This window comes from Cyclobacterium amurskyense (genome assembly GCF_001050135.1).
GTDB lineage: Bacteria > Bacteroidota > Bacteroidia > Cytophagales > Cyclobacteriaceae > Cyclobacterium > Cyclobacterium amurskyense.
Window position 1 is genome coordinate 156,129 of record NZ_CP012040.1, and the last position, 23,503, is coordinate 179,631.

The following is a 23,503-nucleotide window of genomic DNA, read 5'->3' on the forward strand; positions in this document are numbered from 1 at the left end:
GTGCCTATACCAATCAAAAGCCAATGTTAAGTCCCAAGACAAATGTTCTATTCAAGGGTTCTGAACCGAGGTTTACCCCAGGGGTACTGCTAATGCCTGAAACTTCTCCTCTTGTCGTCCCTTCGGGATTGTAGGCATGATTTCCTTTGTTTTTAATAACTAATGCGTTATTAACAGACGCATAGAGTCTTAAACTTTTAATTCCTTTTCCTTCTGAGAAATCAGGAAAAGTATAACCTAAGTTTATGCTTCTCACATTAAGGTAGGAAGCATCCTCTAAGTAAAAGTCATTGTTGGTATTGTAGCCAAACAACTGACTTAGAGCTGCTGCTGGATTAGTACCATCACCAGGTTCTTCTTCAGACCACCACTGGTTTTCTACCAATGATCTTCTCATGGCGCCCAAAGTGTTGCCCTCGTAATATTGGTTTTCTGCATTGAACATTTTGGCTCCTAATGAAGCTTGCATGAAAATACTTAGGTCAAATTGTTTCCAGTAAAATTCATTGGAAAAGCCCAATTGCATTTTAGGTTGAAAACTTCCTAAGATCACCTTGTCTTCAGGATCAATTTCACCATCATTGTTCGTGTCCTGAAATATTGGGTTACCGGGTTTTGTTCCGGCTAGGCTTGGCGTTTGAGAAATCTGTTCCTCATTCTGAAAAACACCTATAGACTTGTAGCCATAATAAGAAAACATTGGTTCTCCTTCTCTCAATAGAAAGTCCATTGACCAATAAGTATTGATTCGCTCATCCACTTCTCCCAAGTCGGTCACTTCATTTTTATTCATGGAAAGGTTAAATGAAGAATTCCATTTGAACTCACCTACCAGATTCCTGGTGTCGATCTCCACATCCAGCCCACTGTTTCTTACTTCACCAACATTGTTTATAATACTACTAAATCCAGTAATAGCAGGAGTATTAACATTGTACAACATTCCCGTGGTTAGGTTGTCATAATAATCCACATTCAGGTTAAACCTGTTTTGAAGAAAGCTTATTTCAAAACCAAAATCATAGCCTTTGGTTTTTTCCCATGAAAGCCTGGGGTTTGCCATGGAATTCTGAACAATCCCATTTACCAACATATTATTAGGAGAATAACTTACAGATCCAACAGAACCTAGATACTGAAAATTCCCAATATTAAAATTCCCTGTAACACCATAACTGGCTCTTAATTTAAACTCTGAAATATTTGGTATATTTTTTATAAACTCTTCTTCAGAAAGTCTCCATGCAGCTGAAAGGGAAGGGAAATTTCCCCATTTATTTTCAGGGCCAAATCTGGAACTACCATCTCGTCGGAAAGAACCTTCCAAGAGGTATTTGTCCTTGTAAGCGTAATTTACCCTAGCAAAATAAGAAACCAAGCCCCATTCAGATTTAGACTGTGTAGTATTGGCAGGATTGATAATGGCATTGTTGAGGGTTTTTACCTTATCGTTGTTAAACGAATTGGAAACGGCATACATCGCTAGGGACCTGGAGGTTGAATTTTGGTAAGAAGCACCAAGCAAACCACCTACATTGTGAACATCATTAAAGGTTTTGGTATAATTCAGTACATTCTCATTGACTAGATTTATACTTCTTGCATCCGAGACATTCCCGTTGGTGTTTACTCGAGTATCTCCAATCCCACCACTCCAATAATCATTGTTCGTGAAAGCGATATTTGTTCCTACAGAGGTTTTGAAGCTAAGTCCATCCATAAGGTTCAAATTGATAAAAGCCCTCCCGATATTTGTAAAAACGTTGGAATAATTCTCCGTTCCATAAAGGTAAACATAGGGACTAGCCTGTCCGGAGTGACCAGTTGGAATGTAATCATAAGTACGAGGGTATTTCCCGTCAATGTAATCAGGGCTGACAAAGGGTGGATATTTTACTAAGGAAACCATATTGGATCCTGCATACCTCGTCTTGGAATAGGAAGGGCTCAATTCCATACCCATGCTTATCATCTCATTGATTTTCACATCAACATTCGCACGAAAACTATACTTTTTATACCCGGAAGTTTTCAATACGCCTTCCTCATCCATATAAGTACCTGACAAATAATATTTGGTGTTATCGGTACCACCAGAAAGGGAAATATTGTGGTTTTGGATGGTAGCGGTCTGAAGCACTTCATCCTGCCAAATGGTTTGAGGAAGTTCTTTGGTAAGTGGATTGACCTGGTAGGTCAAAGGTCTTCTTGGATCTCCCCAAATAGGAATGGAAGTATCTCCCCCAGCCCATGCAAATTCCCTGTTCTGGTATTTAGCCAAATAGCTATGCCATTCTTCTCCTGTCAACCAATCGTCATGAACAAGGGCATTGGACATTCCAAAATAAGAGTTGATTTTTAACTCAGGTTTTTGGGTCGACCCTCTTTTGGTTGTAACCAATATCACTCCTCCTGCACCTCTTGAACCATAAATAGCGGTCGAAGAGGCATCTTTTAACACCTCAATGGATTCCACATCATTCATATTCAATTGACCTAAGTTTCCTCCAGGAAAGCCATCGATGACTACCAAAGGGTCATTTCCCGCACTTATGGAACCGAGTCCACGAACCCTAATGTCAGGCGCGTCACCGGGCCGGTTACGGGTATTGGAAATATTAACCCCTGCCATTCTTCCTGCAAGGACATTTTCAAGCCTGCCAACCGGCAATTGGTCTAGGTTTTGGTTTTCTAATTTAGAAATAGATGAAGTAACAGAAGTTTTCTTCCTTGTTCCATAACCAATTACCACAACTTCATCCAGGTCTGATTGCTCTGGAACAAGGTTAATAGCAAAGGTCTGTCGATTGTTTACCGCTACCTCTTGGCTTACAAAGCCTACGAAAGAGAATACTAAAACAGCACCTTCATCAGACACCTTTAAGTTAAAGGCTCCGTCAATATCAGTGACTGTTCCAATATTCGTATTCTTGATTAGGATATTAACACCAGGAAGTGTTTCACCGCTCTCCACATCAGTGACGGTACCAGAGACGGTTCGTTGTTGTGCAAGGGTCATTGAGGCAAGCCCTGAACCCAGAAATAAGATCATTGTAAAAACCCCTAAATAAAAAAGGCGGTTGATCTTGCTTAGGACGGGAAGGAATTCTTCCTTCCCCATTTTTCCATTGTATTTTTTTTCCAAAACTGATTGATTTAAGTGGTTAATTATACTTATATAAAGATTCATTTGGTTTTGTAACCCAAATAATAATTATAGTATAAATTCTAAAATTGGAATTAAATATGTCTAATTATAGAATTAGAACATTAATCATCTTTTCGGTTACGTTACCTTAAACCTATTAAATTTTATTCAAGTAACAAACAATTTTATAGTATTTTACTTAATTGAAGATTAAATAAAATTAAACCAGTCACAGAATATAAAAGATAACTTTTCAAAGTATAAAAGTGATGAATGGAGTATTTCTAATGATTGATCTTGAAAAAGAAGGCTAAATAAAAATGAAGATCATTAAATGTCAGGCAACACTTAAAATCAGCAATTTATCGCCCACCTTTAATCCAATTATTTTCCAGACTATAATAACTCCATTGGTGGACCAAGTAAAATGGTTAACTTGAGTAAAAGCCTGGATTTACATTTTAAAAAGTTTTTTTAGTCGTCTTCCAACCTTTTGCCGGGTTTCTGACTCTTTTATACATATGGACGAAAAATGAGTATACCAAAGCCAGATGCGACACTGATAAAAAAGATCAACCAAAATGACCGAAATGCTCAATTTCAGTTATTTGAAATGACCAAAGGAATGTTGTACTCAACTTGCTACAGAATAATCGGTGATGAGGAAGAGGCTCATGACATTCTTCAAGATGTTTATGTAGAAGTATTTCAGAACATACGAAAATTGAAAAACCCTGAAGCACTTATTTCATGGATGAAAACCATCGCTGTTCGAAAGGCGATACACTTTAGCAAAAAGAAGATCTATTTTGAACCGGTAGAAAATCAGGAAATGGAGACTACAGAAGCATTTGATTCTTGGTTTGATGCAGAAATACTGGATCAGGCCATACTAAGTCTTCCTTCTGGGGCCAAGGCTGTTTTTCTACTCACGACAGTGGAAGGCTATTCGCATAAAGAAACGGCAAAACTACTTAGTATCACAGTGAGCACTTCAAAATCTCAGTTGCACTATGCCAAATCATTACTTAAAAGTAGAATCACTAAGCTCCTTAAGGCATGAAGACACACAACCCCAACCCAGAGCTTTGGAATAAGATTTTAGAAAGGAAAACCTTCGACAAACAGCTGGAAGAAAATAGCAGAAAACTTCCCATCAGGGAGCCTAATACCGAGATCTGGGGACAGATTGAAAAAAGGCTTGAGGAACCGAAAAGGCCGGTAATCTGGTATTATTTAGGTGCCGCAGCTATTGCCATGTTCCTGTTATTTTCAGGAATCGATTTCTTCTTATCCTTTCAGGGTGACGAAAAATCACCTTTATTCACAGAAAAACCAAAGTTAATTGCTCCTGATAATTATTTAGCACCTGAAGTAATAAATCCAAGGGAAAGGATCCCTGAAAAAATAGCAACAAATAAATTTCCTTCTTCTGAGGTGAAAATTTCCCCACCAATTAACCGCAAGAAAACAGAACCGATTACAGCTAGTGGAATGGCATTTCCCCCTACAATAATAAAAAAAACATTCACTATAAATAAAACAACTATTCAGCCTCCAATGGTAGCCAATAAAAAAACTTACCATGAAGTGAAAATCACTTGGGAAGCAGAAAAACCAAATTCAAGCGGTTCTCCTTTTGGAAGAAAAGAAAAAATACAAGTAGAAAACGTCAATTACCCGACGGCTACAATTCAAGTTAAGTTCAATAAATCAAAAAACTAATATTCTAAATTCTCTCGTTATGAAAAGATCAATTCAATTGTCTTTAATGGCATTGCTATGCGCAATCCAATTTGAAATCCTTGCTCAGCAAGTAGAAAACCAATTGCCTAAAAATACCCAGGAATGGATGGACGAAGATTGGCCGGTTACTGATTCCCTGGCTTTTGAATTGCCAAATCAAGGCAAACTTTTATTATTGTTTAATTCTAATGAGCACAGCCCAGAGGACTTAAAATTAAAATTTAAGCCCATTCTTAATAAAGCAACTGAATTTCCGGAGTTTAAAACCATTACCTACAGGCTAGCCGAGGCATTTCCACAGACAAGTGTGGACAGAGTCATTCTCAACATTGAAAAAAAATATGTCCCTTATGCAGATCGGCTAGAAATGACTTTTCCTGTAGGATTAGATTATACGGGAGGTTATTTCACACCTGAGATAGGGTTTAGGAGTAAGATTTCTTGGAGAAAATTTGATATTGGCGCTTCGATTACCAACTCCGTTTTTTTCCCGGAAAAAATTGAAAACAAGGTAGCAGTCAATCACAATTGGTTTTTAAATGCGGAATTCAGCTGGGAGCTATTCAATCCCAAATCCAATAATAAAAACATGATAGGCATTGGCTACCTATTGAACGAAGAGAAAAGCCAACTATTCAACCAAACTACGATCAAAGCTTTCTACAGAAGGCAAGTCAGTCAAGTCATTTCTATTCAGGTAGGGGTAGTTGGCACCAACAAACTTAACACCCTTTATCCTACAATAGGAGTAAGGTTTTGGTAAAAACTAACATAAAGAAATAACTAACCGATTTTTTTAAAATACCCATAGTTTTTTAGAAAAAACAGGCATTACATTCTCTTTTCAAAAAAATAGCATGGCTCAACCGTGCTATTTTTTTTCAGCCTTAAACCCGAAATAGGCAATTGACAATCTTTTTCATAATCCGAGTTAAAAACTTGACCTATCGCATATACAGAATAACTCAGATTGAGCACAGATAAAATGTTCTTTTTAGATAATACTTTATTTATTACCTGCCAAAAGAAGGAGAGGAACACTTTATCCAAAAAATAGAAGCCCCAAAAGCGTACCATCCTCAATCTTCAAATTAACCAAACAAAACTTCTTGAATAAGAACCAGTAAAATCACAAAAAAATGATATCAATTTCATCATCTCTTTTAATCTAAATGAATAATGACTAAATGACAATAATATTATATTAAACCGACTGCTTTTTTACGACAATTTGCTGTAAAATTGGGATTACGACTGCTTTTTGATAAAGTTGGACTTAAATTTTTTTTAGGAGAAAAAAATTTTTAATATGCAATAATGAAACAATAATAAAAATAGCAATTTTCACTCAAATACACACGATTTATCAATAATTATAAATTATAACAAAATAAAGTTTTGACATACGAGAAAAGATCCATGTTTAACGAAATATCTATTTGTTACTTCATGTAAATTATTTACCGTTCATCAATAAACCAAATGCCAATGAAATAGATTTCTAAAAGCCCAAACCCGATTTTAAGAAAGGATTTCTTTCTAATCAAAAACAATTAACAATAATCCATTATGAAAAGAAAACTACTTAATCGACTAGTGGTGAAACCGATATCATCACTAGCGACTTTATCGTTCTGCTTGTTTTCAGGGAGCTTAATGGCTCAGCAAACAAGTTTGGACAAAAACCTAAAAAATATCGAACAAAATCAGCTTACGACTGCCTCCAATTCCAATGTAGGCAAATCGACATTGGCAGATATGTTTGACGTCACGATATCAGGAACAGTTACTGACAACAATGGCCAACCTATTCCAGGAGCCACTGTTTCTGTACCCGGAACATCCATAGGAACAGCAACCGACCTGGATGGTAAATACACCCTTACAGTACCTGATAATTCTTCAGTGGTCATTTCCTTTATAGGTTTTGAGAGTCAAACCATAGAAGTTGGCAACCAATCTACTATAGATGTAACCCTTACCATGAGCACCCAAGCTTTGGATGAAGTGGTTGTTATTGGTTATGGTACCCAAAAGAAGAAAGACCTTACAGGTGCTGTAATCAATGTGCAGGCTGAAGAGGTAATGAAATACAAACCTACCTCTGTTTCTGAAATCTTAAGAACAACAGTACCAGGTTTAAGTGTGGGATATTCCACAAGTGCGAAAAACGTTCCTAGTTTCAATGTTCGTGGAGATGCTTCTATTAAAGCTGACGCAACTGATGAAGCCAATGCGAACCGTCCACTTATTGTACTAGATGGTGTAATATTTAGAGGTGACCTTGCAGAAATCAACCCTAACACCATAGAAAGTGTTGATGTTTTGAAGGATGCGAGTGCTGCCGCCGTTTATGGTTCTCAAGCGACCAATGGTGTAGTAATATTTACCACCAAAAGAGGTGAATATGGCAAACCTCAAATCTCTTTCAGCTCCAGAGTTGGATTAATAACAGGTGCTAGAAGACAACAGACTCACAAAGGTGGTGAAGATGTATTGAATTGGTTAACGGACATGAACGAAACCATTACCAATTCCATTACTGATCCTTGGACAAGATTTAGGGATTATAACAGCATTGATCCTCAGTACCAAGATGATTGGCTTGCTGCCAATGGTATACCAGGTGAAACTGACCCAGCTAAAATCGATTTGGCTAGGATTAATAACTTTGGTTTTTGGGAAAACGAAATTGAGAATTACCAGAATGGTATTTCTTACGACTGGCAAGACTTCTTATTCCACACAGGTGTAAGACAGGATTATGACGTTAGTGTATCAGGAAGAAATGAAAGGGTATCCTATTATTACTCTTTGGGATACAGTAATAGAGAATCTGTTCAAATTGGAGAATCCTTTGAAACAATCACTTCTCGTTTAAATTTGGATGTAAATTTGGCTGAGTTTTTCACCATTGGTGCAAATACTTCCTTTACTTACCAAAACGAAGGACAAGAAGCCGTAGAAAGTGGTAGCTTTAGGGTTTTTTCACCTTATGACCAACCATGGAAGAATGGCATGCCACAAACAAGAGAAAACTTGAATGATCAGGCTGCAGGTTCAAATATTAGTAACCCTTACCAGGATCCATCTTGGAACACAAGAAGCTATTCCAGGTTTATGATTAACCCTACCTTATATGCTTCTGTTAACTTACCAGGAAACTTTACATTAAGAACGGATTACACTCCTCGATTTGATGTTTACAAAAGATTTGACTTGGATGAAAAAGGAAACCCTCAAAGGGCTGTAGATGCGGCTGAAAGAAGGTACAATGATTACTTCTCTTGGCAGTCCAACACTACTTTAAACTGGAACAAATCTTTCGGTGAGCACAGAATCAACTTCACTGGATTATACAATGCAGAAAGAAACCAAAGATGGGAAACCAGAGCAATGACTAACAATTTCTCCCCAACATCTGCACTTGGTTATCACGCAGTACAACTTGGCCTTAATCCTACCATGTCCTCTTATGATGAGACAAACTCTAGAACAGGTTTAATGGGTAGGGTAAATTATGCCTACAGTGATAAATACAATTTCTCTGCTTCCATCAGAAGAGATGGTTACTCTAGATTTGGTTTACAAAACATCTATGGTAATTTCCCTTCAGTATCTGGAGCTTGGACAATTAGCAATGAGGACTTTATGCAAAACAACTCAGCACTTAATTACTTAAAGTTAAGATTGAGTTATGGGGTTAACGGAAACAGTAGTGGATTGGAAGACTACAATGCTTATGCAAGATTGAGTAATGGTGTATTTTTGAATTATGATGGAGGATATGTACCTACACCTTATACAGAGATCACTAGAATAGCTAACCCTATGTTATCATGGGAACGTACCGGATCTTTTAACGTAGGTTTGGATTTTGGTCTTTTCAATGATAGACTAAGCGGTTCCTTAGATGTATACCAGTCAGAAACAAGAGATTTATTGTTGGATCAAAAACTACCTGATTTATCAGGATTTGAATCAGTTAAAACCAATGTAGGGAATTTACAGAACAGAGGTTTTGATTTGGGATTAAACTCAATCAATGTATCTACTGCTAACCTTGTGTGGACTACTGCCTTTAACGTCACTTATAGAGTGAATAAAATCACCACTTTAGGAAATGCTCCTTCTGAGACAACCGACAGTGAAGGAAATACAGTAATGAGAGAGCCTGATGATTTACAAAACGGATGGTTTATTGGTGAAAACAAAGACATCATTTGGGATTGGGAATTAGATGGGGTTTACCAATTGGGAGAAGAAGCAGAAGCTGCTAAATATGGCCTATTCCCCGGAGACTTCAGGTTTGTGGATCAAGATGGTGATGGAGACATTGACATTGATGACAAAGTATTCTTAGGCTTAACCAATAACCCTTGGTACATCACTTTAAGAAATGATGTAGAATATAAGAACTTTGATTTAGGTGTAATATTCCTAGCTAGATTGGGATACAAAGGAGGTACTTCTGAACCTTTTAACAATTCTCAACAATATATCAAAAACCACAACTGGTACGATATTCCTTACTGGACTCCGCTTAACGGACAAAATGATTTTGCCAGAATTAACTCAATCAATTTGGGTGGTGGTAATGCATGGTTGAGTCAGTCTTATGTAAGGCTTCAAAATATTTCAGTAGGTTATAGTTTGCCTCAAAATATTTTGGAAAAAGTCAAAGCGAATAGGGTAAGACTAGCCGTTAACATTGAAAATGTGGCTGTCTTCACTCCATGGATTAAGGAATTAGGCGATCCAGAATCTGCTAGAGAAATGCCAAGAACTTATTCATTTAGTTTGGATGTAACTTTCTAAAACTAAGCACTATTACAGTTTTAGAAACACAAATTAAAAAAAGAAAGAAATGAAAAAGATAAATATATTTAAAGGGATAATACTTCCTGTATTCCTGGTATTTTCGTTCTCATGTAACGAAGAATTCTTGGATGAGAAACCATTGTCATACTTAAGTCCTGAAAACACTTTTGTAGATGCAGCAGGACTCCAAACTGCCTTGGATGCAGCATATCTTGGGGTTTTCAGTCAATGGAATGGTGATACCCGTGAACTGATGTTCAACAGTAACATGAGTGATGCTTCTGTGGTATCTGCTACGGATAAACCGGATGCATTTGTAGATTTACGTGTATATGCTACGCCTACCAACAGTAGAAACAATGATGCTGGACGTACAAGGTCTTTTTACGCTGACAATTATAAGCATATCAAGAAAGCAAATACAGTAATAGATTATATTGACATCCCTGACTGGGATAATGGTACCAACAATGAAGATAGGAATCACTTATTAGGTTCAGCCTATTTCTTGAGAGCCTTTTTCTACATGCAATTGACCATGGATTTTGGTAATGTTGCTTTCCCACTAAATGTGCTAGCAGGAGCGAGGCGTGATTTTAAAGCATTTAATATGCAAGGAATCTGGGACCAAATGATTGTAGACTTGGAATATGCTGTACAGCATGTTAAACCAAAAAGTCAAATACCTGTAGGGCAAGCCCCTAAGGATGCTGTACGTGTCCTTTTAGCTAAGTATTACATGCTTAACTTACGTTTTGCCGATGCTGAAAAATTAATGGACGATGTCATCAACGGAGGTGAATCTCAACTTTTCACCGATGACATGATACCTGCAGATGTTACCGAGGTAGAAGTTGCCAATACCAACAATCCAAATACAGGAAATCCATTGCCTGGTAGAAGTGGTTATGCCTCTGCTGATGCAGTAAATTACCTACACATGGACAAAGGAGCACAAAAAACCAGTAATCCTGAAGGGATTTGGTTGGTTGTCAATGAGCCATTCGTATTGGGTACGCAAGGTAGATCTGCTAGAATCAGAGCTTGGGGTCCTAACTTTGTAAGTACAAACCTAGGTGTTTGGGAGCCTGGTACTACCAGAACCGGTACAGATGTACAGCAGTCTACTAGCGACGAAAGAGGTAGAATGATGAAAAAATGGGGTAGAGGTCAAGGATTTGCGAGACCTACCAACTATTCTCAATATGACATCTGGAACTTTAAAGGAAAAATTGACGAACAAGATTACCGTCACAAAGACCTTAACTGGTTTGAGATGGAGGATGTTTTGTATGACAATCCTTCTTTATTGGAAGATGGAAGTGAATATTATTTGGAGCCCCTTCGTCTATATGATGACAATGGCAACTTAACTTGTCAGGATACCATCAGGTGCTGGTTCGGTTACCCAAGATACAAGTTTTACTCTGTTAACCAAGAATCTAGACCTGACCGTCAGGATGGAGGTAAAATGGACATGTACATCATGAGAATTGCTGAAGCCTATTTAGTAAGGGCAGAAGCTCGTTACTGGCAAGACAATTATGCAGGTGTAGCTGAAGACATCAACACCATCCGTCAAAGAGCTAACGCCATGGAAATGTATACTGTTGCAGACATTCAAACAGAAGGTATTGGAGCAGTTCTTGACGAAAGAAACAGAGAGCTATTTGGTGAAGAATACCGTCATGATGAGTTGGTTCGTATTTCTGTAATCTTTGCTAAAAGTGGCAAAATGGCTTACAATGGCAAGACTTATTCAATCTCTGGTACAGATATAGAAAAATCGCTTTCAGCGAGTAGTTTCTATTATGACAGGATGATGGAGAAAAACACCTTCTTTAGAGACGAAGTTCCGTGGGCTACTTACAGCACTACCAAATACACCATGGATCCTATGCATGTATTTTGGCCTGTTTATCAGCCATACCTTGTAGGTAATGTGGATGCTATATTGAACCAAACTACCGGTTACAATGGTGCAGAGAACAATATTGAACCACTAAATCATGTAGTTCAACCTGCAGGTGCTCCCAATGAAGACCCTATGAGAGCCATTGGCGAATAAAATTTAACCACTTGTGAATAAAAAGTAAATTAATTCCCCTGCTGTTATCATTTGGTCAGGGGAATTTCTTAATTTAATGGGTCGAATTAATTATAACTTCAATAATAAACCAAATTTGAATATGGATAAGGAATCATCAAGAAGATCCTTTATTAAAAAATCAGCCGTAGCCGGTTCGGCTGCTCTTATTGCTCCTACAATTGTACCTTCCAGTGTATTTGGAGCCAATGATAGGATCAATGCTGCAGTTTTAGGTTTAAATGGTAGAGGAAAAAGCCATATCCAAGGCTTTATGTCACAAAAAAATGTTCAAATAAAGACTTTTTGTGATCCTGACATGAATATCCTTAAGGAACGTCAAAAAAGCTTTAAGGAAAAATACAATGCAGACGTGGTCTTGGAACAAGATCTACGTAGGGTAATGGACGATAAAGATATCGATGTAATCAGTATTGCTTCTCCTAACCACTGGCATGCATTGACTACCATCTGGGCTTGCCAGGCAGGTAAAGATGTTTATGTGGAAAAACCTGGTTCCCATAATATCTGGGAAGGTAGGAAAATGGTAGAAGCAGCTCATAAATACGATAGAATCGTTCAACATGGTGTTCAGCTTAGAAGTTCTCCTGCAGTTCAAGAAGCCATCCAACTAATACGTGATGGTTATATAGGAAATGTTTACATGGCCAGGGGTCTAGTTTTTAGATGGAGACCGAGCATCGGTGACAAAGGATTTTCTCCTGTACCAGAAGGATTGGATTACGATTTATGGACAGGACCGGCTCCAAAAACTCCATTTACTGAAAACCTTGTGCACTACAACTGGCACTGGAATTTTAACTATGGCAATGGAGATGTTGGTAACCAAGGTATCCACGAAACAGATCTATGTATGTGGGGATTAGATGTAGGGCTACCTACTAAAATCACTTCCATGGGAGGAAAATTCCTATGGGATGATGCCAAAACAGTACCAGAAGTATTGACATCTGTGTACAAATATCCTGATGAGAACAAAATCATTCAGTTTGAAGTAAGACCATGGTGCACCAATGCTGAAGATGGAGCTACTGTAGGTAATATTTTCTATGGGGACAAAGGTTATTTGGTAGTTGATGGGTATGACAAATACCAAACATTCCTTGGCAAAGATAGAACCCCTGGTAAATCAGGACAAGATGGCGGACCTTCTGGATCTGAAATGGATCGTGGAGCCGGTGGAACTGACGGTCACTTTGCTAATTTTATTGAGGCAGTTCGTAAGCATGATGCTTCCATCCTAAACGGCCCTGTAGAAACAGCCCACCTGTCTTCAGGATTGGCTCACCTAGGAAATATAGCTTATCAATTGGACCGTGTATTGACGTTCAATCCAAAATCTGAGACTTTTGTCAATGATCCGGAAGCAGATGCCATGCTTACCCGTAATTACAGACCAGGTTTTGAAGTTCCAGACAAGGTTTAAACAATCAATAGTCAAAATATTGATTGCCTTTTTAGAAAAACCTGCCAGGAATTTTTACCCTGACAGGTTTTTCTTGTAAAAGGATTTAAATTTATATTTTAGATATAAACAAAATTATCAAATGAAATACATAGCATTAGTAGTAATAATGGCAATGAGCAGCAATTTTCTCCTCTTTGGTCAAAAAGACAAAGAACCCATTAAAATCGAAATTAAAGACGGCGAGAAAAAAGTAGATGTAATGGTTGCTGGTGAACTATTCACTTCTTATATCTATCCAGACAACGTAATGAAACCGGTACTTTGGCCAGTAATTTCACCAGATGGAAACATGCTGACTAGGAGTTATCCAATGATCAATAAAGCAGGAGACAGAACCGACCACCCTCATCACGTAGGTATTTGGTTAAATTATGGTGATGTTAACGGACTTGATTTCTGGAACAATTCAGAAGCTATTCCTGCTTCCAAAAAGGATGGTTATGGCTCCATCTTTCACCAATCTATCGAAAAAACTAAAAGTGGTAAAGGAAAGGCCATATTGGTTACGAAGTCTCTATGGAAAGCTCCTGACAACACAAGCATGTTGGAAGAGAAAACTTCTTTTTCTTTTAAAGCAGGAAAAGATATCCGCATTATTGACCGTACTACCGAATTAACGGCATTGATTGATGAGGTTAAGTTCACAGACAACAAAGAAGGAATGTTTGCCATCCGTGTTGCCCGTGAAATGGAGTTGCCTTCAGAGAAACCAACTACCTTAATGGATTCTCATGGTGTTGAAACCAAAGTGGATAAAATGGACAATACCTATGTAAAAGGGGATTACAAAAGTTCAGAAGGAATTACAGGAGGGGATGTATGGGGTACTAGAGCCCGTTGGATGGAGTTGGCAAGTGAAATTAAAGGAGAGCAAGTTTCTTTGATAATCATTGATCATCCAGAAAACCCAGGCTACCCAACTTATTGGCATGCTAGAGATTACGGTTTATTTGCAGCAAACACTTTAGGTCAAAAAGCACTTTCCGGTGGCAAAGACGAATTGAACTACAGCTTGAAAAAAGGCGAAACAGCTACTTTCAAATACAGAGTTGTGGTAGCCTCTGAGCACCTTAGTGAAGATGAAATCAATGCCTTAGCTGACGAATACGCTAAAAAATAACCGGATAAACCCATTTAAACACAAGCATTTCAATGGATAACAATCAATCAAGGCGGAATTTTCTCCAAAAGAGTATTGCTGCAGGAATAGGTCTCTCACTATTGGACCCTGCTACTGCGGCAGCTTTCGCTAAAAAACCCAAAATGAACCTTGGCTTAGTAACCTATCAATGGGGAAAAGACTGGGACCTCCCTACTCTTTTGACAAACTGTGAAAAGGCAGGTTTACTCGGTGTAGAATTAAGAACTGAACATGCACATGGTGTAGAGGCAAGTCTTTCTACCAACGAAAGAAAAGAAGTAAAAAAACGCTTCAAAGACAGTCCTGTAAAATGCCTTGGCTATGGTTCAAACTATGCTTATCACTACACTGACCAAGCTCAAGTTAGAGAAAACATAGAAGGGACTAAGAAATACCTTCAACTTTGCAAGGATATAGGTGCCACTGGAATTAAAGTAAAGCCTAATGGACTTCCTGCGGAGGTATCCAAAGAGCAAACCATAGCGCAGATCGCAAAATCCTTTAACGAGGTAGGTAAATTTGCCAGTGATCTGGGCCAATTGGTAAGGGTGGAAGTGCATGGAAAACTGACACAACAATTGCCAAATATGAAAGCCATATTTGATCAGGTAACTGAAAAAAGTGTTAAGATCTGCTGGAACTCCAACGATCAGGACCTTATGGCCCCCGGCTTGGAAGCCAACTTCAACTCTGTAAAAAAATGGTTTGGTGACACGGTTCATATCCGTGAGCTAAATGAAGGGAATTACCCTTATCAGGAGTTGATGAATTTATTCGTTGGGATGAATTACAAGGGTTGGATTCTTTTGGAAGCACGCACCACACCTGCTGACAGGGTTGCGGCCATGAGAGAGCAACTTGATATCTTCAATACCATGTTGGCCAATGCCAAATAAATTAAACCCGAAATATGCAATAGACATTCTATTACATAATCCGGGTTAAAATAAATAAAGTGCGTCTGGGTCTGGGCAAAAAATTGCAATAATTGCTTATATTTATCAAGCATAGCTTATTGCCTTTTAATAACAAACCCATCCAGATCATGCCTTATTTTATTCAAAGTTTAAAGAATATAAAAGGAAGCTTTTTCTCTAAAAAAGGCCTTTTATATTCTTTTTTTATTTTTATCTACCTGGCAACTTTTCTTTCAGGCTTTACACAAGCAAACTCTTTCAATCTTAGCATTGAACAATTAACCTTTGGCAAAAAGCACCACTTCTTTGGCTACATCGGCCAATGTCAAACCATCCCTTGGAATGAATCAGGAAGGTATATTTTAGGACTTGAGATAGATGCCATAGACCGCATGCCAAGACCTGAAGAATCGGCAACGGTTTTTCTTATCGACACCCAGAATAAAAACAAGCTAATCCGGCTGGACAAATCTCACGCATGGAATCCTCAGCAGGGCACTATGTTTTATTGGAACCCTTTAGCACCCGAAAACCAGTTTTTCTTTAATGACCGCGACCTTACTACAGGAAAAGTATTTACAGTGCTGTATGATATCAATCAAAGAAAACGAGTTAAAGAATACCGTTATGAAGACAGCCCTATCGGGAATGGTGGTGTCGCTGCTGATGGCTCAGCTTGGCTCGGCCTGAATTATGGCCGCTTGGCAAGACTTAGACTCGTTACCGGATATCCCGGGGCACTGGACTGGTCCAAGGATCAATTGGCACCTGAGAATGATGGGATATTTCTCGTGGATGTAAAAACCGGAAATAAGAAACTGTTGGTTTCCTACCATCAAATGGAAAATAAACTAAAAGAAACCAATCCAAAACTTGACCACAGTGGCTTATTTATCAATCACACCCTCTGGAATCGTAATGCCAATCGCATTTATTTTTTTATCAGGGCGGGATGGAGTGGCCAAGGCAAGGAAAGAATCAATGTACCTACCTCCATTCATGCAGATGGTACCGGACTTCAACTCCATGAAACCCATATAGGTGGTCATCCGGAGTGGGATTTAGGTAATGTATTGATCGGCATAAAATACAATGATGGGAAAGGTCCAGACGAGCAAATTCGTTACAATGTTGACAGCAAGGAAATCATAGGAAGCCTAGGAACTCCGGAAATGTTTCCCAAACCGGAGGGAGACATTTCCCTTTCTCCAAATGGTGACCTATTCGTCAATGGATACAGTGATGATAATAAAAACTACTATGCGGTATACCGAAGAAGTGATGGTGCCTTTGCCCGAAGTGAAGGAATCAACAAAGGACTTTACAGTGGTGACATCCGTATAGACCCTGCCCCGCGTTGGAACCGAAGCAATGATGCCATCTTAGTACCTGGGATTGACAAGAATGGCACTCGTCAAATGTTCGTAATTCGCTTGAAGGAGGAGTGATTTTTCTGGAAATAACATCACTTTAGCAAAATCCAATGTCTTCAAAAATAGTGAGAATCCACTACAATGTGAGTTTGCCTCACCGTTTTTCCACTCAGCCAACCCGCAAGGGTTCGCCATGACGGTTTTACTGGAATAATAAAAATAACCTACCTCCTTACGAATCCACAGACTTCGTATGCTTCACTACTTTATGCACACTTGCAGCAATCTTGTCTTCTACATCTCCTCGCCATCTCCAGGCCGGGTGTCCGTATTCGTCCAAATGAGATCCTCCTTCATATCCACCCTCTTCCCAAACACGACGAGAGGGCATATAAGCTGCCATATAATTGGCATAACCACAAACCCAAGTTTTCTCAGGAAACTCCTTTTTAAACCTTAAAGAGTAATCTACTACTGCCTCACCTCCAATTCCTATAAACAGAAGTTCATTCCCCATTTGCCAAGCTTGGGTTGGATAAGGATAGCTAGTGTCAAATATTTCTCCATTTTCAATTTTTGCAATCATCCGCTTTGCCCACCTGGCTTGAAGTGGACTATTGCCATTGGCTATGGGTTCTAATTTTTCCAAAGTCACCATTTCTTCAAAAGCCAGATCCACAAAATTGAAAGATGTTTTCAGATTAGAAGAAATTTTTTCCAATGGATTATTTAATGCTTCCTCAACGGCAGTGGAAAGCATTTTACCGTATTTCTCGCATAGTGCCAGCTCTCTACGAGGCAAAGGGTTTTGATCTCCACCACAAGCATTAAAAAACATGGCTGCCGTACCTGGGAATTTACTTTCTAAATCAATCTGCGCAAACCCAGGGTAATCTCCACACCAGGTATTGAAATCCAATGTGGTAGGGTGACAGGCATACCCAAAAAGCAAGGCTAAATAATGCCCTCCGGGACCTTTAGCTGCCAAAACAGGCACTTCATGATCCACTGCTCCTTGTAGCGGTATTCCTTTGGCTAATAAATCCGGGACTTCTGACTCTTTATTGTCTCTTCTATTTACAGCAAAAGTGCAATTACCTCCTCCTAAAAATAATTCACAATCCTGCCAGTTATAAAGTGCTTCATCAACAGCAGCAATTAGCGCTTTTTCCATCCATAAGGTATATTCTTTTACCGCTTTCTTCTGTTGTTCATCACTTGGGTAATAATCTACCAGATCATCTTCTAAACAAGGGGCACAATGATTGTGCGAAAAGGTCAACATAAATTGAGAACGTTCCAATTGAAATTGTTCCGCGATTTTGTTAAAGATCCGTTCATAGACGGTCTTAGACATGCCCATATGATCAGTGGTAACCATCACCACCCTTTTGCCAGAAGCATCCTTCAGCGCAATTACTTTGGCCCATAAATCATGGATTTTGCCATAGGCCACTCTTTTCCTACCGTAACCTGCAAGCCAAACGTCATTTTGAGGGGTTATTAAGGCCTTAGCTATGCCTATTTGCCATTTGTACTCACCCACCTTGTTCATACCAAAGTCATCCTCCTGTTCAAGCAATGCATCTCCATTCATTGACAAAACAGGTGAGGACAACAAACCCAAAGTTCCTGTCGCTACTCTTCCAATAAACTTTCGTCTGTCGAATATTACTTTGCTTTTATTTTGCATAGAAAATTCCTCTTATTGTGCCTTATCCAATTTTGTTATTTATTGTTGCTCATGTATTTCCTGCAACAATGCTATAGCAGTATCTGCCAGCAATTCTCCCCCACCCGGGGCCAGTCTTGAATTAATGGTTTCATATCCTCCACGGGTAAATGCCTCTTTTGTGGGGACATAAGCAATATGGCTATGGGTCAATTCAACCACTATTGTATTTTTATAAGGGGAATTCTCTTTGATAGCCAAACCTAAATCTACAAACACTTCACCTGGAAGTCCTACGATGGCCAGGTCTTCGCTAATTTGAAACACCTGCACCTCCAATGGGATTCTCCATGGTTGATCCCCTATTGCAGGAGGAACTGCTTCTGTTCTTCTAATTCTTTCAAGCGACCTGATTTTTAACCGTCTTCTTCTTTCCAGAAAGGCCGTTTCTTCATAAAGTCGTGGAGCCCCAGTTTCTGTATTGGCCCATTCCAATTCCTCAGGAGTGAAATGTTGGATGGGAACATAAATGACTTCAGCTATTGCCTTTAGTTCTGTTTCATTGACTTTTTGAAATTTATTGGGTTTTTGAAGTATTGCAGAAGAGAGAATTTTGCCTATTTCAGAAGAACTTTTTACTTCTTCCTTAGTACCGGTAACATCTATGTGGTTGATATTACCACAAGCTCCTGCTGCAAATAGCGATACAAAATCTTTATGAAAATGCCTTTGTAAATTATTGGCCAAAAATCCCGGGTAATCGGCACTGAAAGCCGTTCCACCAAAGGTATCGGCATGTAAAGAAAAATTAGAGACCGTCCCAATTGGGTGCTTGTCTTTCTTCCTTTGTAGCATAACCACGGCCAATTCCGGATCTGTAGGTCCTTCCGGTTCCCTAATGGATGGATTGCGTCTACCTGGATTGGTGATCAACTTTCCATCTTTCATAATAAAGCGTCTGTTAAATGCCAAATCATTAACTTCTTCTCCAAACACTTCCAGTACTACTTCCTCTCTTTGCTCATAGGCTTTTACCACCGCATTAACGATACCATCTTCAAGCTCCTTAGGATAGACATCGGCTTTACCTGTATCCAGTTGCGTGTCAAAGGGTGGTCTTAATGTTCCGGTAAGCTCCCTAATATTGGGATGATAGGCCGGAGAGGTATGGGAATGAGTTCCTGCAATAATAATATTCTGAAAAGGTATACCTGTTTCCTTCTCAATGCGCATCCTGACTCTAACCGACAAGTCTCTCTCTACCCATAAAAGATCTCCCACCACTAAAGCTACTTTCTCTCCTTCTTGCTGAAAAACCACTGCCTTGGCATACAATGGATCATGTGTTCCAGTACTCGGTCCTCGATAATGAGGATAACCGGCTTCTGAAGGAGTGATTTCAGATTGCACCATTCCGGCTTTCAGACCCGACTGCTGAGCGATTACTTTATGTCCGAAAATTAATCCTGAAAGCATAATTCCAGCCATAAAGCCCAGAAGGACAAAACGATGTGCCTGGCCATTTTCACTATTCCCTGCCTTTAATGTCATGTTTTATGTGCTAAAATATTTTTAGTATGGTAAATAAAATGGAAAGAAAAACTTTACTATGAGTTTATGGCTTTTTCTAGTAAGTTATGGGTGATCTTTTGCACCCTAGGATCTGGCCCATGCGGCCTACTATAATGGGACCAAGGCAAGGTATGTCCAGGAGGGCTACTCAATCCCATTGCCCAGAAAATGGTTGCTGCACTGAAAATAAAATTGCCTTTTGGACCCGGATAAACAACTGACTGGTAGGGACATGGGTTATCCCCACCTTGCCAGGCCGTACCTTCCGCTACAATTTCTAATCCCTCAATGTCTGCCGCATCTGCCTGATACTCCCAACCGATAAGCCCGGGAATACTTTCCCCTTTTTTCATGCCTGTACCTTTAAAAATCCAATGGTCAGGTTTTTTCACTGTCCAATCCCCTCCACCATTAATAGGTTCTGTATTTCTTACGCCCATTAAGAGCCCTTCATCTGGACCTCGTTCGGGAAAAGGGCCATTTAACTTTTCCCTCAATACTGCATAATCATTATTGGCACCATAAGGCCCGCCTCTAAATATCCTACGGTTAGGTTGGCCGGCTTCACTTGAGGTATAGGGTGCCACCCAACAAATAGAATTGCCGGAGAAAAACAATAAATTTACTCCTTGTTCTTTAAGTTTTTCCACACTTCTAAATTGCCTAATGTCCCAATATTCATCATGCCCAATGCTTAAGAAAGCCTTGGCTTTTAGTCCTCTGTCAGGGGTTAACAAATCTACATTGGAACAATAACTTACATCATAACCATGCTTCTCCAAAAAATAGGAAAATGGCATTTCAAATGAAATAAATTCTCCTGAGCCGAAGGAAAGCGGATCATTGACAATGGCATCATATTGTCCTTGACGAGCATAGGGCCGATCAAAGCTTACCTGCGCCCAAGGGCCTTGGTTTCCCTTTGGATGGGTATAAATTGAATAATTATTAGGCCATTTGTTATAGGCCTGCCAAGTATTGTCGGAGCATTGAAATAATAAATCTGTTTCGCGCTCATCCTTGACAATAAATATCACATAACTTTCCCAATAAGGCGCTGAAGGGCTTTTAGGCAAGGTGCGCAATTTACCCAAATACACTCCACTCAGCCATTCTTCAGGAATCGTTATAGAAGTGGAAACCTCCCATTTGCATTCGTGGATATTCTTTTCACCTGGAGCAGGAGTGGCCTGTCGCTTACCTTTAAGAGGACCTGTCTTTTTCATCCATCGGCCTCCAGTTCCATTATAATAGCCTGTACGGTAAAAATCAATCTGGAAATCCTCTTCCGGATCAACTGACACCATGATGTCCAAACTTTCTCCCGCCGTTAGACTTTGTCTGGAACAATACCCTTCTATCAGTGTAGAACGGTATTGTTTTTCGTCGGGTCTTACTCTGGTCAACTGCCAAGAGCTGGTCCCTTCCTTTTTGTTTTCTTCCAGTATAAGGTTTTTCTTTTTAGTAGCAGGATTGGAAAAAGCGGGTGTGGACCCCAATGCCAAAGCAAATCCACTACCTGCACTTAATTTTATTGCGTCTCTCCTGGTGAGTTTATTGTTCTTAGCCATTTTTAGAAATTGATGGTGTTTCTTCTACTATTAAGATCTCGATAATTATTCTAAGTGTTACTTAGAAGTTATCGAAGAGGATTTCAACTTGTCTAAAAGACCCAATAAATTAGAGGTAATCACATTTGATGCGTTTACTTCCAGGTAGCTGGACCGTGCCCTCCATGTTTCATAACCACCCCATTCATGGTGCTTGGGAGTAGGAAGATAGCCATTGTAGCCGTTTGCCAGAGAAACACTGAATGTTTGTTGAAAAGGACTTTTGGCTTTTATTTCCAAGCCTATTTCCACAAAAACCTCGCAAGGAACAGCTGTAATCGCTAAATCTCCAATTTGTAGTGCCTGAAGGATCAATTGCTTTTGGTCAGGAAAGTCATTTAGAAAAATAGTTTCTCTTGCATATAACTCATCTCTTTTAAGTAGAAGTGGTCCCTTTGCCTCAGCTACGATTTTTTTCGCTCTTTCTAGTTCGGCAGCATCTGGTTTCCTTACCCCAAGTGATACTTCTGTTTGTGCACTTGCCAACGGCACCCAGTCATGATAGGTAATGGTTTGGTATACTTTATAAGCTTCTGCAGCTACCTTATTGGCAACGATGGCCATTTTCTCATACTTTTCCACGGGTTTTGGCGCTGGTCCACCAAAATTTATATTATTGATGTCCCCACTAGTACCATTGGTCATTATGCCTACAAATTCAGGGTTTTGACGATCTGCTCCTATCATTTCACCAATTCGATTGGCAAACATTCCGAAATAATCAGCAGAAATATCCCCACTTTTAGTACCTCCTACATAGTGTAAGGAATAGTTAGCAAGTAAGGCAATGGGCTCCCCACTTAATGATTGAACAGAAATAATAGGCACTTCCGGATCAATTGGACCCGCAGGACCTGAAAGGTCCGGGTTTTCAAAACCTGGGTTCATCCTTACTTTATCTTCTCCACCAAATGGGTTGGTAAAAGTTTTGCCCTCTTTCAATTTCCATCGACGGTTAAATACTTCACTGGGCTCCTGACCTACGCCCCAGCCTATCCTTGCTGGTTCCAGGTTATTATTCGCTCTAATGATAGCATCAGCGGCCCGCTCTTCCAAAAAGACCAAATATTCTGGATCATAGGTACTTCCGAAAACGGAACATGCTGTACCTCCGGAATGCGTATGAATAGAGGAAATCAACATATTCTCTACGGGAATATCTGTATAAGACGCTGCTCTTTTTTTGGCATTGTCTAAGGTTTCCCTATAGGCCATACACAGGTCCAATGTTACAATTGCTATTTTTGTATTTCCATCATCTAAAACCAACCCCCTGGCATGAGTGTCATCATGGATATGTTTGGCAAAATCTTCTTGAAAATTACCATTGATTGAGGTGCCAATTTTAGGAGTAATTACACTTAGGGCAGCACCTGCCTTAAAAATTTTTGCTGCTCCTTCATTTTGTGCGGTAAGGTTCCCTACCCCTGTTATTAAAAAAACTAAAGTGAGTAATAAGCACAAGTATTTCTCGAGCTTTGACTTAAAATTCCAATCGGCGATATTCATTGTAATCATGTTTTGGTTGTTTGTGGTTTTGTAGATTGATAAAAGTATTGGGTAGTACATTATTTACCTAAAATAATCAGATTTAGGTAAAAAAGGGAATTCTTTTACTTTTTAGGCTTCAATATTATATTAATGCAAGGTTTAGGGGATAGTCAGTAAAATTGAATGCCTATGGATAGGGTTTTCCTTATTTTATTCAAATTAAAACAAGCAATACAATTTCAATTAACCGCATATTTCAAGTAAAAACCCTCAAGTTCCTTCTTGTTTTCAGGCTGACAAAAAAAAGGTTCTAACTAATGAAACTAAAGATTCAATCGATCTATTATTTGGTCATATAAGAATCCATTTCGACCCTTATTGTATCATCTGAGCTAGGCGCAAGAAACTAAAAAAACATTACAGAATGCATATTAAAA

The 23,503-nt window shown here is 39.1% G+C and carries 14 protein-coding genes; 9 read left to right on the forward strand and 5 right to left on the reverse strand.

What is annotated here, in order from left to right:
• Positions 1-13: 13 nt before the first annotated feature.
• The gene (locus tag CA2015_RS00635; RefSeq protein ID WP_048644279.1) at positions 14-3,145 is read right to left on the reverse strand and encodes a SusC/RagA family TonB-linked outer membrane protein; all 3,132 of its coding nucleotides are present in this window, start codon (positions 3,143-3,145) and stop codon (positions 14-16) included.
• A gap of 535 nt (positions 3,146-3,680) precedes the next feature.
• Here CA2015_RS00635 and CA2015_RS00640 point away from each other — a divergent pair.
• From CA2015_RS00640 to CA2015_RS00680, 9 genes are all read left to right on the forward strand, one after another.
• Entirely contained in the window at positions 3,681-4,211 is a 531-nt protein-coding gene (locus CA2015_RS00640; protein ID WP_048640136.1) for an RNA polymerase sigma factor, read from the forward strand.
• Positions 4,208-4,873, forward strand: coding sequence for a hypothetical protein (locus CA2015_RS00645; protein ID WP_048640137.1), 666 nt, complete (start codon positions 4,208-4,210; stop codon positions 4,871-4,873). The genes CA2015_RS00640 and CA2015_RS00645 overlap by 4 nt, the downstream gene beginning before the upstream one ends.
• 19 nt (positions 4,874-4,892) lie before the next feature.
• Positions 4,893-5,657 (forward strand): hypothetical protein, encoded by a 765-nt coding sequence (locus CA2015_RS00650; RefSeq protein WP_048640138.1) that lies wholly within the window; start codon positions 4,893-4,895, stop codon positions 5,655-5,657.
• Between the two features lie 806 nt (positions 5,658-6,463).
• On the forward strand, positions 6,464-9,712 hold the full coding sequence (locus tag CA2015_RS00655; RefSeq protein ID WP_084011573.1) for a SusC/RagA family TonB-linked outer membrane protein: 3,249 nt from the start codon (positions 6,464-6,466) through the stop codon (positions 9,710-9,712).
• Positions 9,713-9,761: 49 nt separating this feature from the next.
• Positions 9,762-11,783: a RagB/SusD family nutrient uptake outer membrane protein gene (locus CA2015_RS00660; protein ID WP_048640140.1), complete on the forward strand. Its 2,022-nt coding sequence runs from the start codon at positions 9,762-9,764 to the stop codon at positions 11,781-11,783.
• A 121-nt stretch (positions 11,784-11,904) separates the two neighbouring features.
• Positions 11,905-13,248 (forward strand): Gfo/Idh/MocA family protein, encoded by a 1,344-nt coding sequence (locus tag CA2015_RS00665; RefSeq protein WP_048644280.1) that lies wholly within the window; start codon positions 11,905-11,907, stop codon positions 13,246-13,248.
• A 121-nt stretch (positions 13,249-13,369) separates the two neighbouring features.
• Positions 13,370-14,410, forward strand: coding sequence for a DUF6807 domain-containing protein (locus tag CA2015_RS00670; RefSeq protein ID WP_048640141.1), 1,041 nt, complete (start codon positions 13,370-13,372; stop codon positions 14,408-14,410).
• A gap of 32 nt (positions 14,411-14,442) precedes the next feature.
• Positions 14,443-15,327, forward strand: a complete 885-nt coding sequence (locus tag CA2015_RS00675) for a sugar phosphate isomerase/epimerase family protein (protein WP_048640142.1) — start codon at positions 14,443-14,445, stop codon at positions 15,325-15,327.
• Positions 15,328-15,476: 149 nt separating this feature from the next.
• A complete protein-coding gene (locus CA2015_RS00680) occupies positions 15,477-16,796 on the forward strand; it encodes a hypothetical protein (protein ID WP_048640143.1) in 1,320 nt (439 codons plus the stop codon).
• 157 nt (positions 16,797-16,953) lie between these two features.
• Here CA2015_RS00680 and CA2015_RS00685 read toward each other — a convergent pair whose 3' ends face one another.
• From CA2015_RS00685 to CA2015_RS00700, 4 genes are read right to left on the reverse strand one after another with little or no spacing between them, the layout of a single operon-like run.
• Complete coding sequence (locus CA2015_RS00685; protein WP_053086627.1) at positions 16,954-18,414, reverse strand: neutral/alkaline non-lysosomal ceramidase N-terminal domain-containing protein; 1,461 nt, start codon at positions 18,412-18,414, stop codon at positions 16,954-16,956.
• A gap of 39 nt (positions 18,415-18,453) precedes the next feature.
• The gene (locus tag CA2015_RS00690) at positions 18,454-19,944 is read right to left on the reverse strand and encodes a neutral/alkaline non-lysosomal ceramidase N-terminal domain-containing protein (RefSeq protein ID WP_048640144.1); all 1,491 of its coding nucleotides are present in this window, start codon (positions 19,942-19,944) and stop codon (positions 18,454-18,456) included.
• 56 nt (positions 19,945-20,000) lie between these two features.
• Positions 20,001-21,536, reverse strand: coding sequence for a N,N-dimethylformamidase beta subunit family domain-containing protein (locus tag CA2015_RS00695; RefSeq protein WP_048640145.1), 1,536 nt, complete (start codon positions 21,534-21,536; stop codon positions 20,001-20,003).
• A 57-nt stretch (positions 21,537-21,593) separates the two neighbouring features.
• On the reverse strand, positions 21,594-23,084 hold the full coding sequence (locus tag CA2015_RS00700) for a hypothetical protein (protein WP_240477900.1): 1,491 nt from the start codon (positions 23,082-23,084) through the stop codon (positions 21,594-21,596).
• Positions 23,085-23,503: the final 419 nt, after the last annotated feature.

What these genes read in the sequence shown, in the direction of transcription:
- CA2015_RS00690 (WP_048640144.1), bottom strand. Translation starts at nt 19,944, where the DNA reads ATGACATTAAAGGCAGGGAATAGTGAAAATGGCCAGGCACATCGTTTT.
- CA2015_RS00695 (WP_048640145.1), bottom strand. Translation starts at nt 21,536, where the DNA reads ATGGCTAAGAACAATAAACTCACCAGGAGAGACGCAATAAAATTAAGT.
- CA2015_RS00655 (WP_084011573.1), top strand. Translation starts at nt 6,464, where the DNA reads ATGAAAAGAAAACTACTTAATCGACTAGTGGTGAAACCGATATCATCA.
- CA2015_RS00680 (WP_048640143.1), top strand. Translation starts at nt 15,477, where the DNA reads ATGCCTTATTTTATTCAAAGTTTAAAGAATATAAAAGGAAGCTTTTTC.
- CA2015_RS00650 (WP_048640138.1), top strand. Translation starts at nt 4,893, where the DNA reads ATGAAAAGATCAATTCAATTGTCTTTAATGGCATTGCTATGCGCAATC.
- CA2015_RS00675 (WP_048640142.1), top strand. Translation starts at nt 14,443, where the DNA reads ATGGATAACAATCAATCAAGGCGGAATTTTCTCCAAAAGAGTATTGCT.
- CA2015_RS00665 (WP_048644280.1), top strand. Translation starts at nt 11,905, where the DNA reads ATGGATAAGGAATCATCAAGAAGATCCTTTATTAAAAAATCAGCCGTA.
- CA2015_RS00645 (WP_048640137.1), top strand. Translation starts at nt 4,208, where the DNA reads ATGAAGACACACAACCCCAACCCAGAGCTTTGGAATAAGATTTTAGAA.
- CA2015_RS00700 (WP_240477900.1), bottom strand. Translation starts at nt 23,084, where the DNA reads ATGAATATCGCCGATTGGAATTTTAAGTCAAAGCTCGAGAAATACTTG.
- CA2015_RS00640 (WP_048640136.1), top strand. Translation starts at nt 3,681, where the DNA reads ATGAGTATACCAAAGCCAGATGCGACACTGATAAAAAAGATCAACCAA.
- CA2015_RS00670 (WP_048640141.1), top strand. Translation starts at nt 13,370, where the DNA reads ATGAAATACATAGCATTAGTAGTAATAATGGCAATGAGCAGCAATTTT.
- CA2015_RS00660 (WP_048640140.1), top strand. Translation starts at nt 9,762, where the DNA reads ATGAAAAAGATAAATATATTTAAAGGGATAATACTTCCTGTATTCCTG.
- CA2015_RS00685 (WP_053086627.1), bottom strand. Translation starts at nt 18,414, where the DNA reads ATGCAAAATAAAAGCAAAGTAATATTCGACAGACGAAAGTTTATTGGA.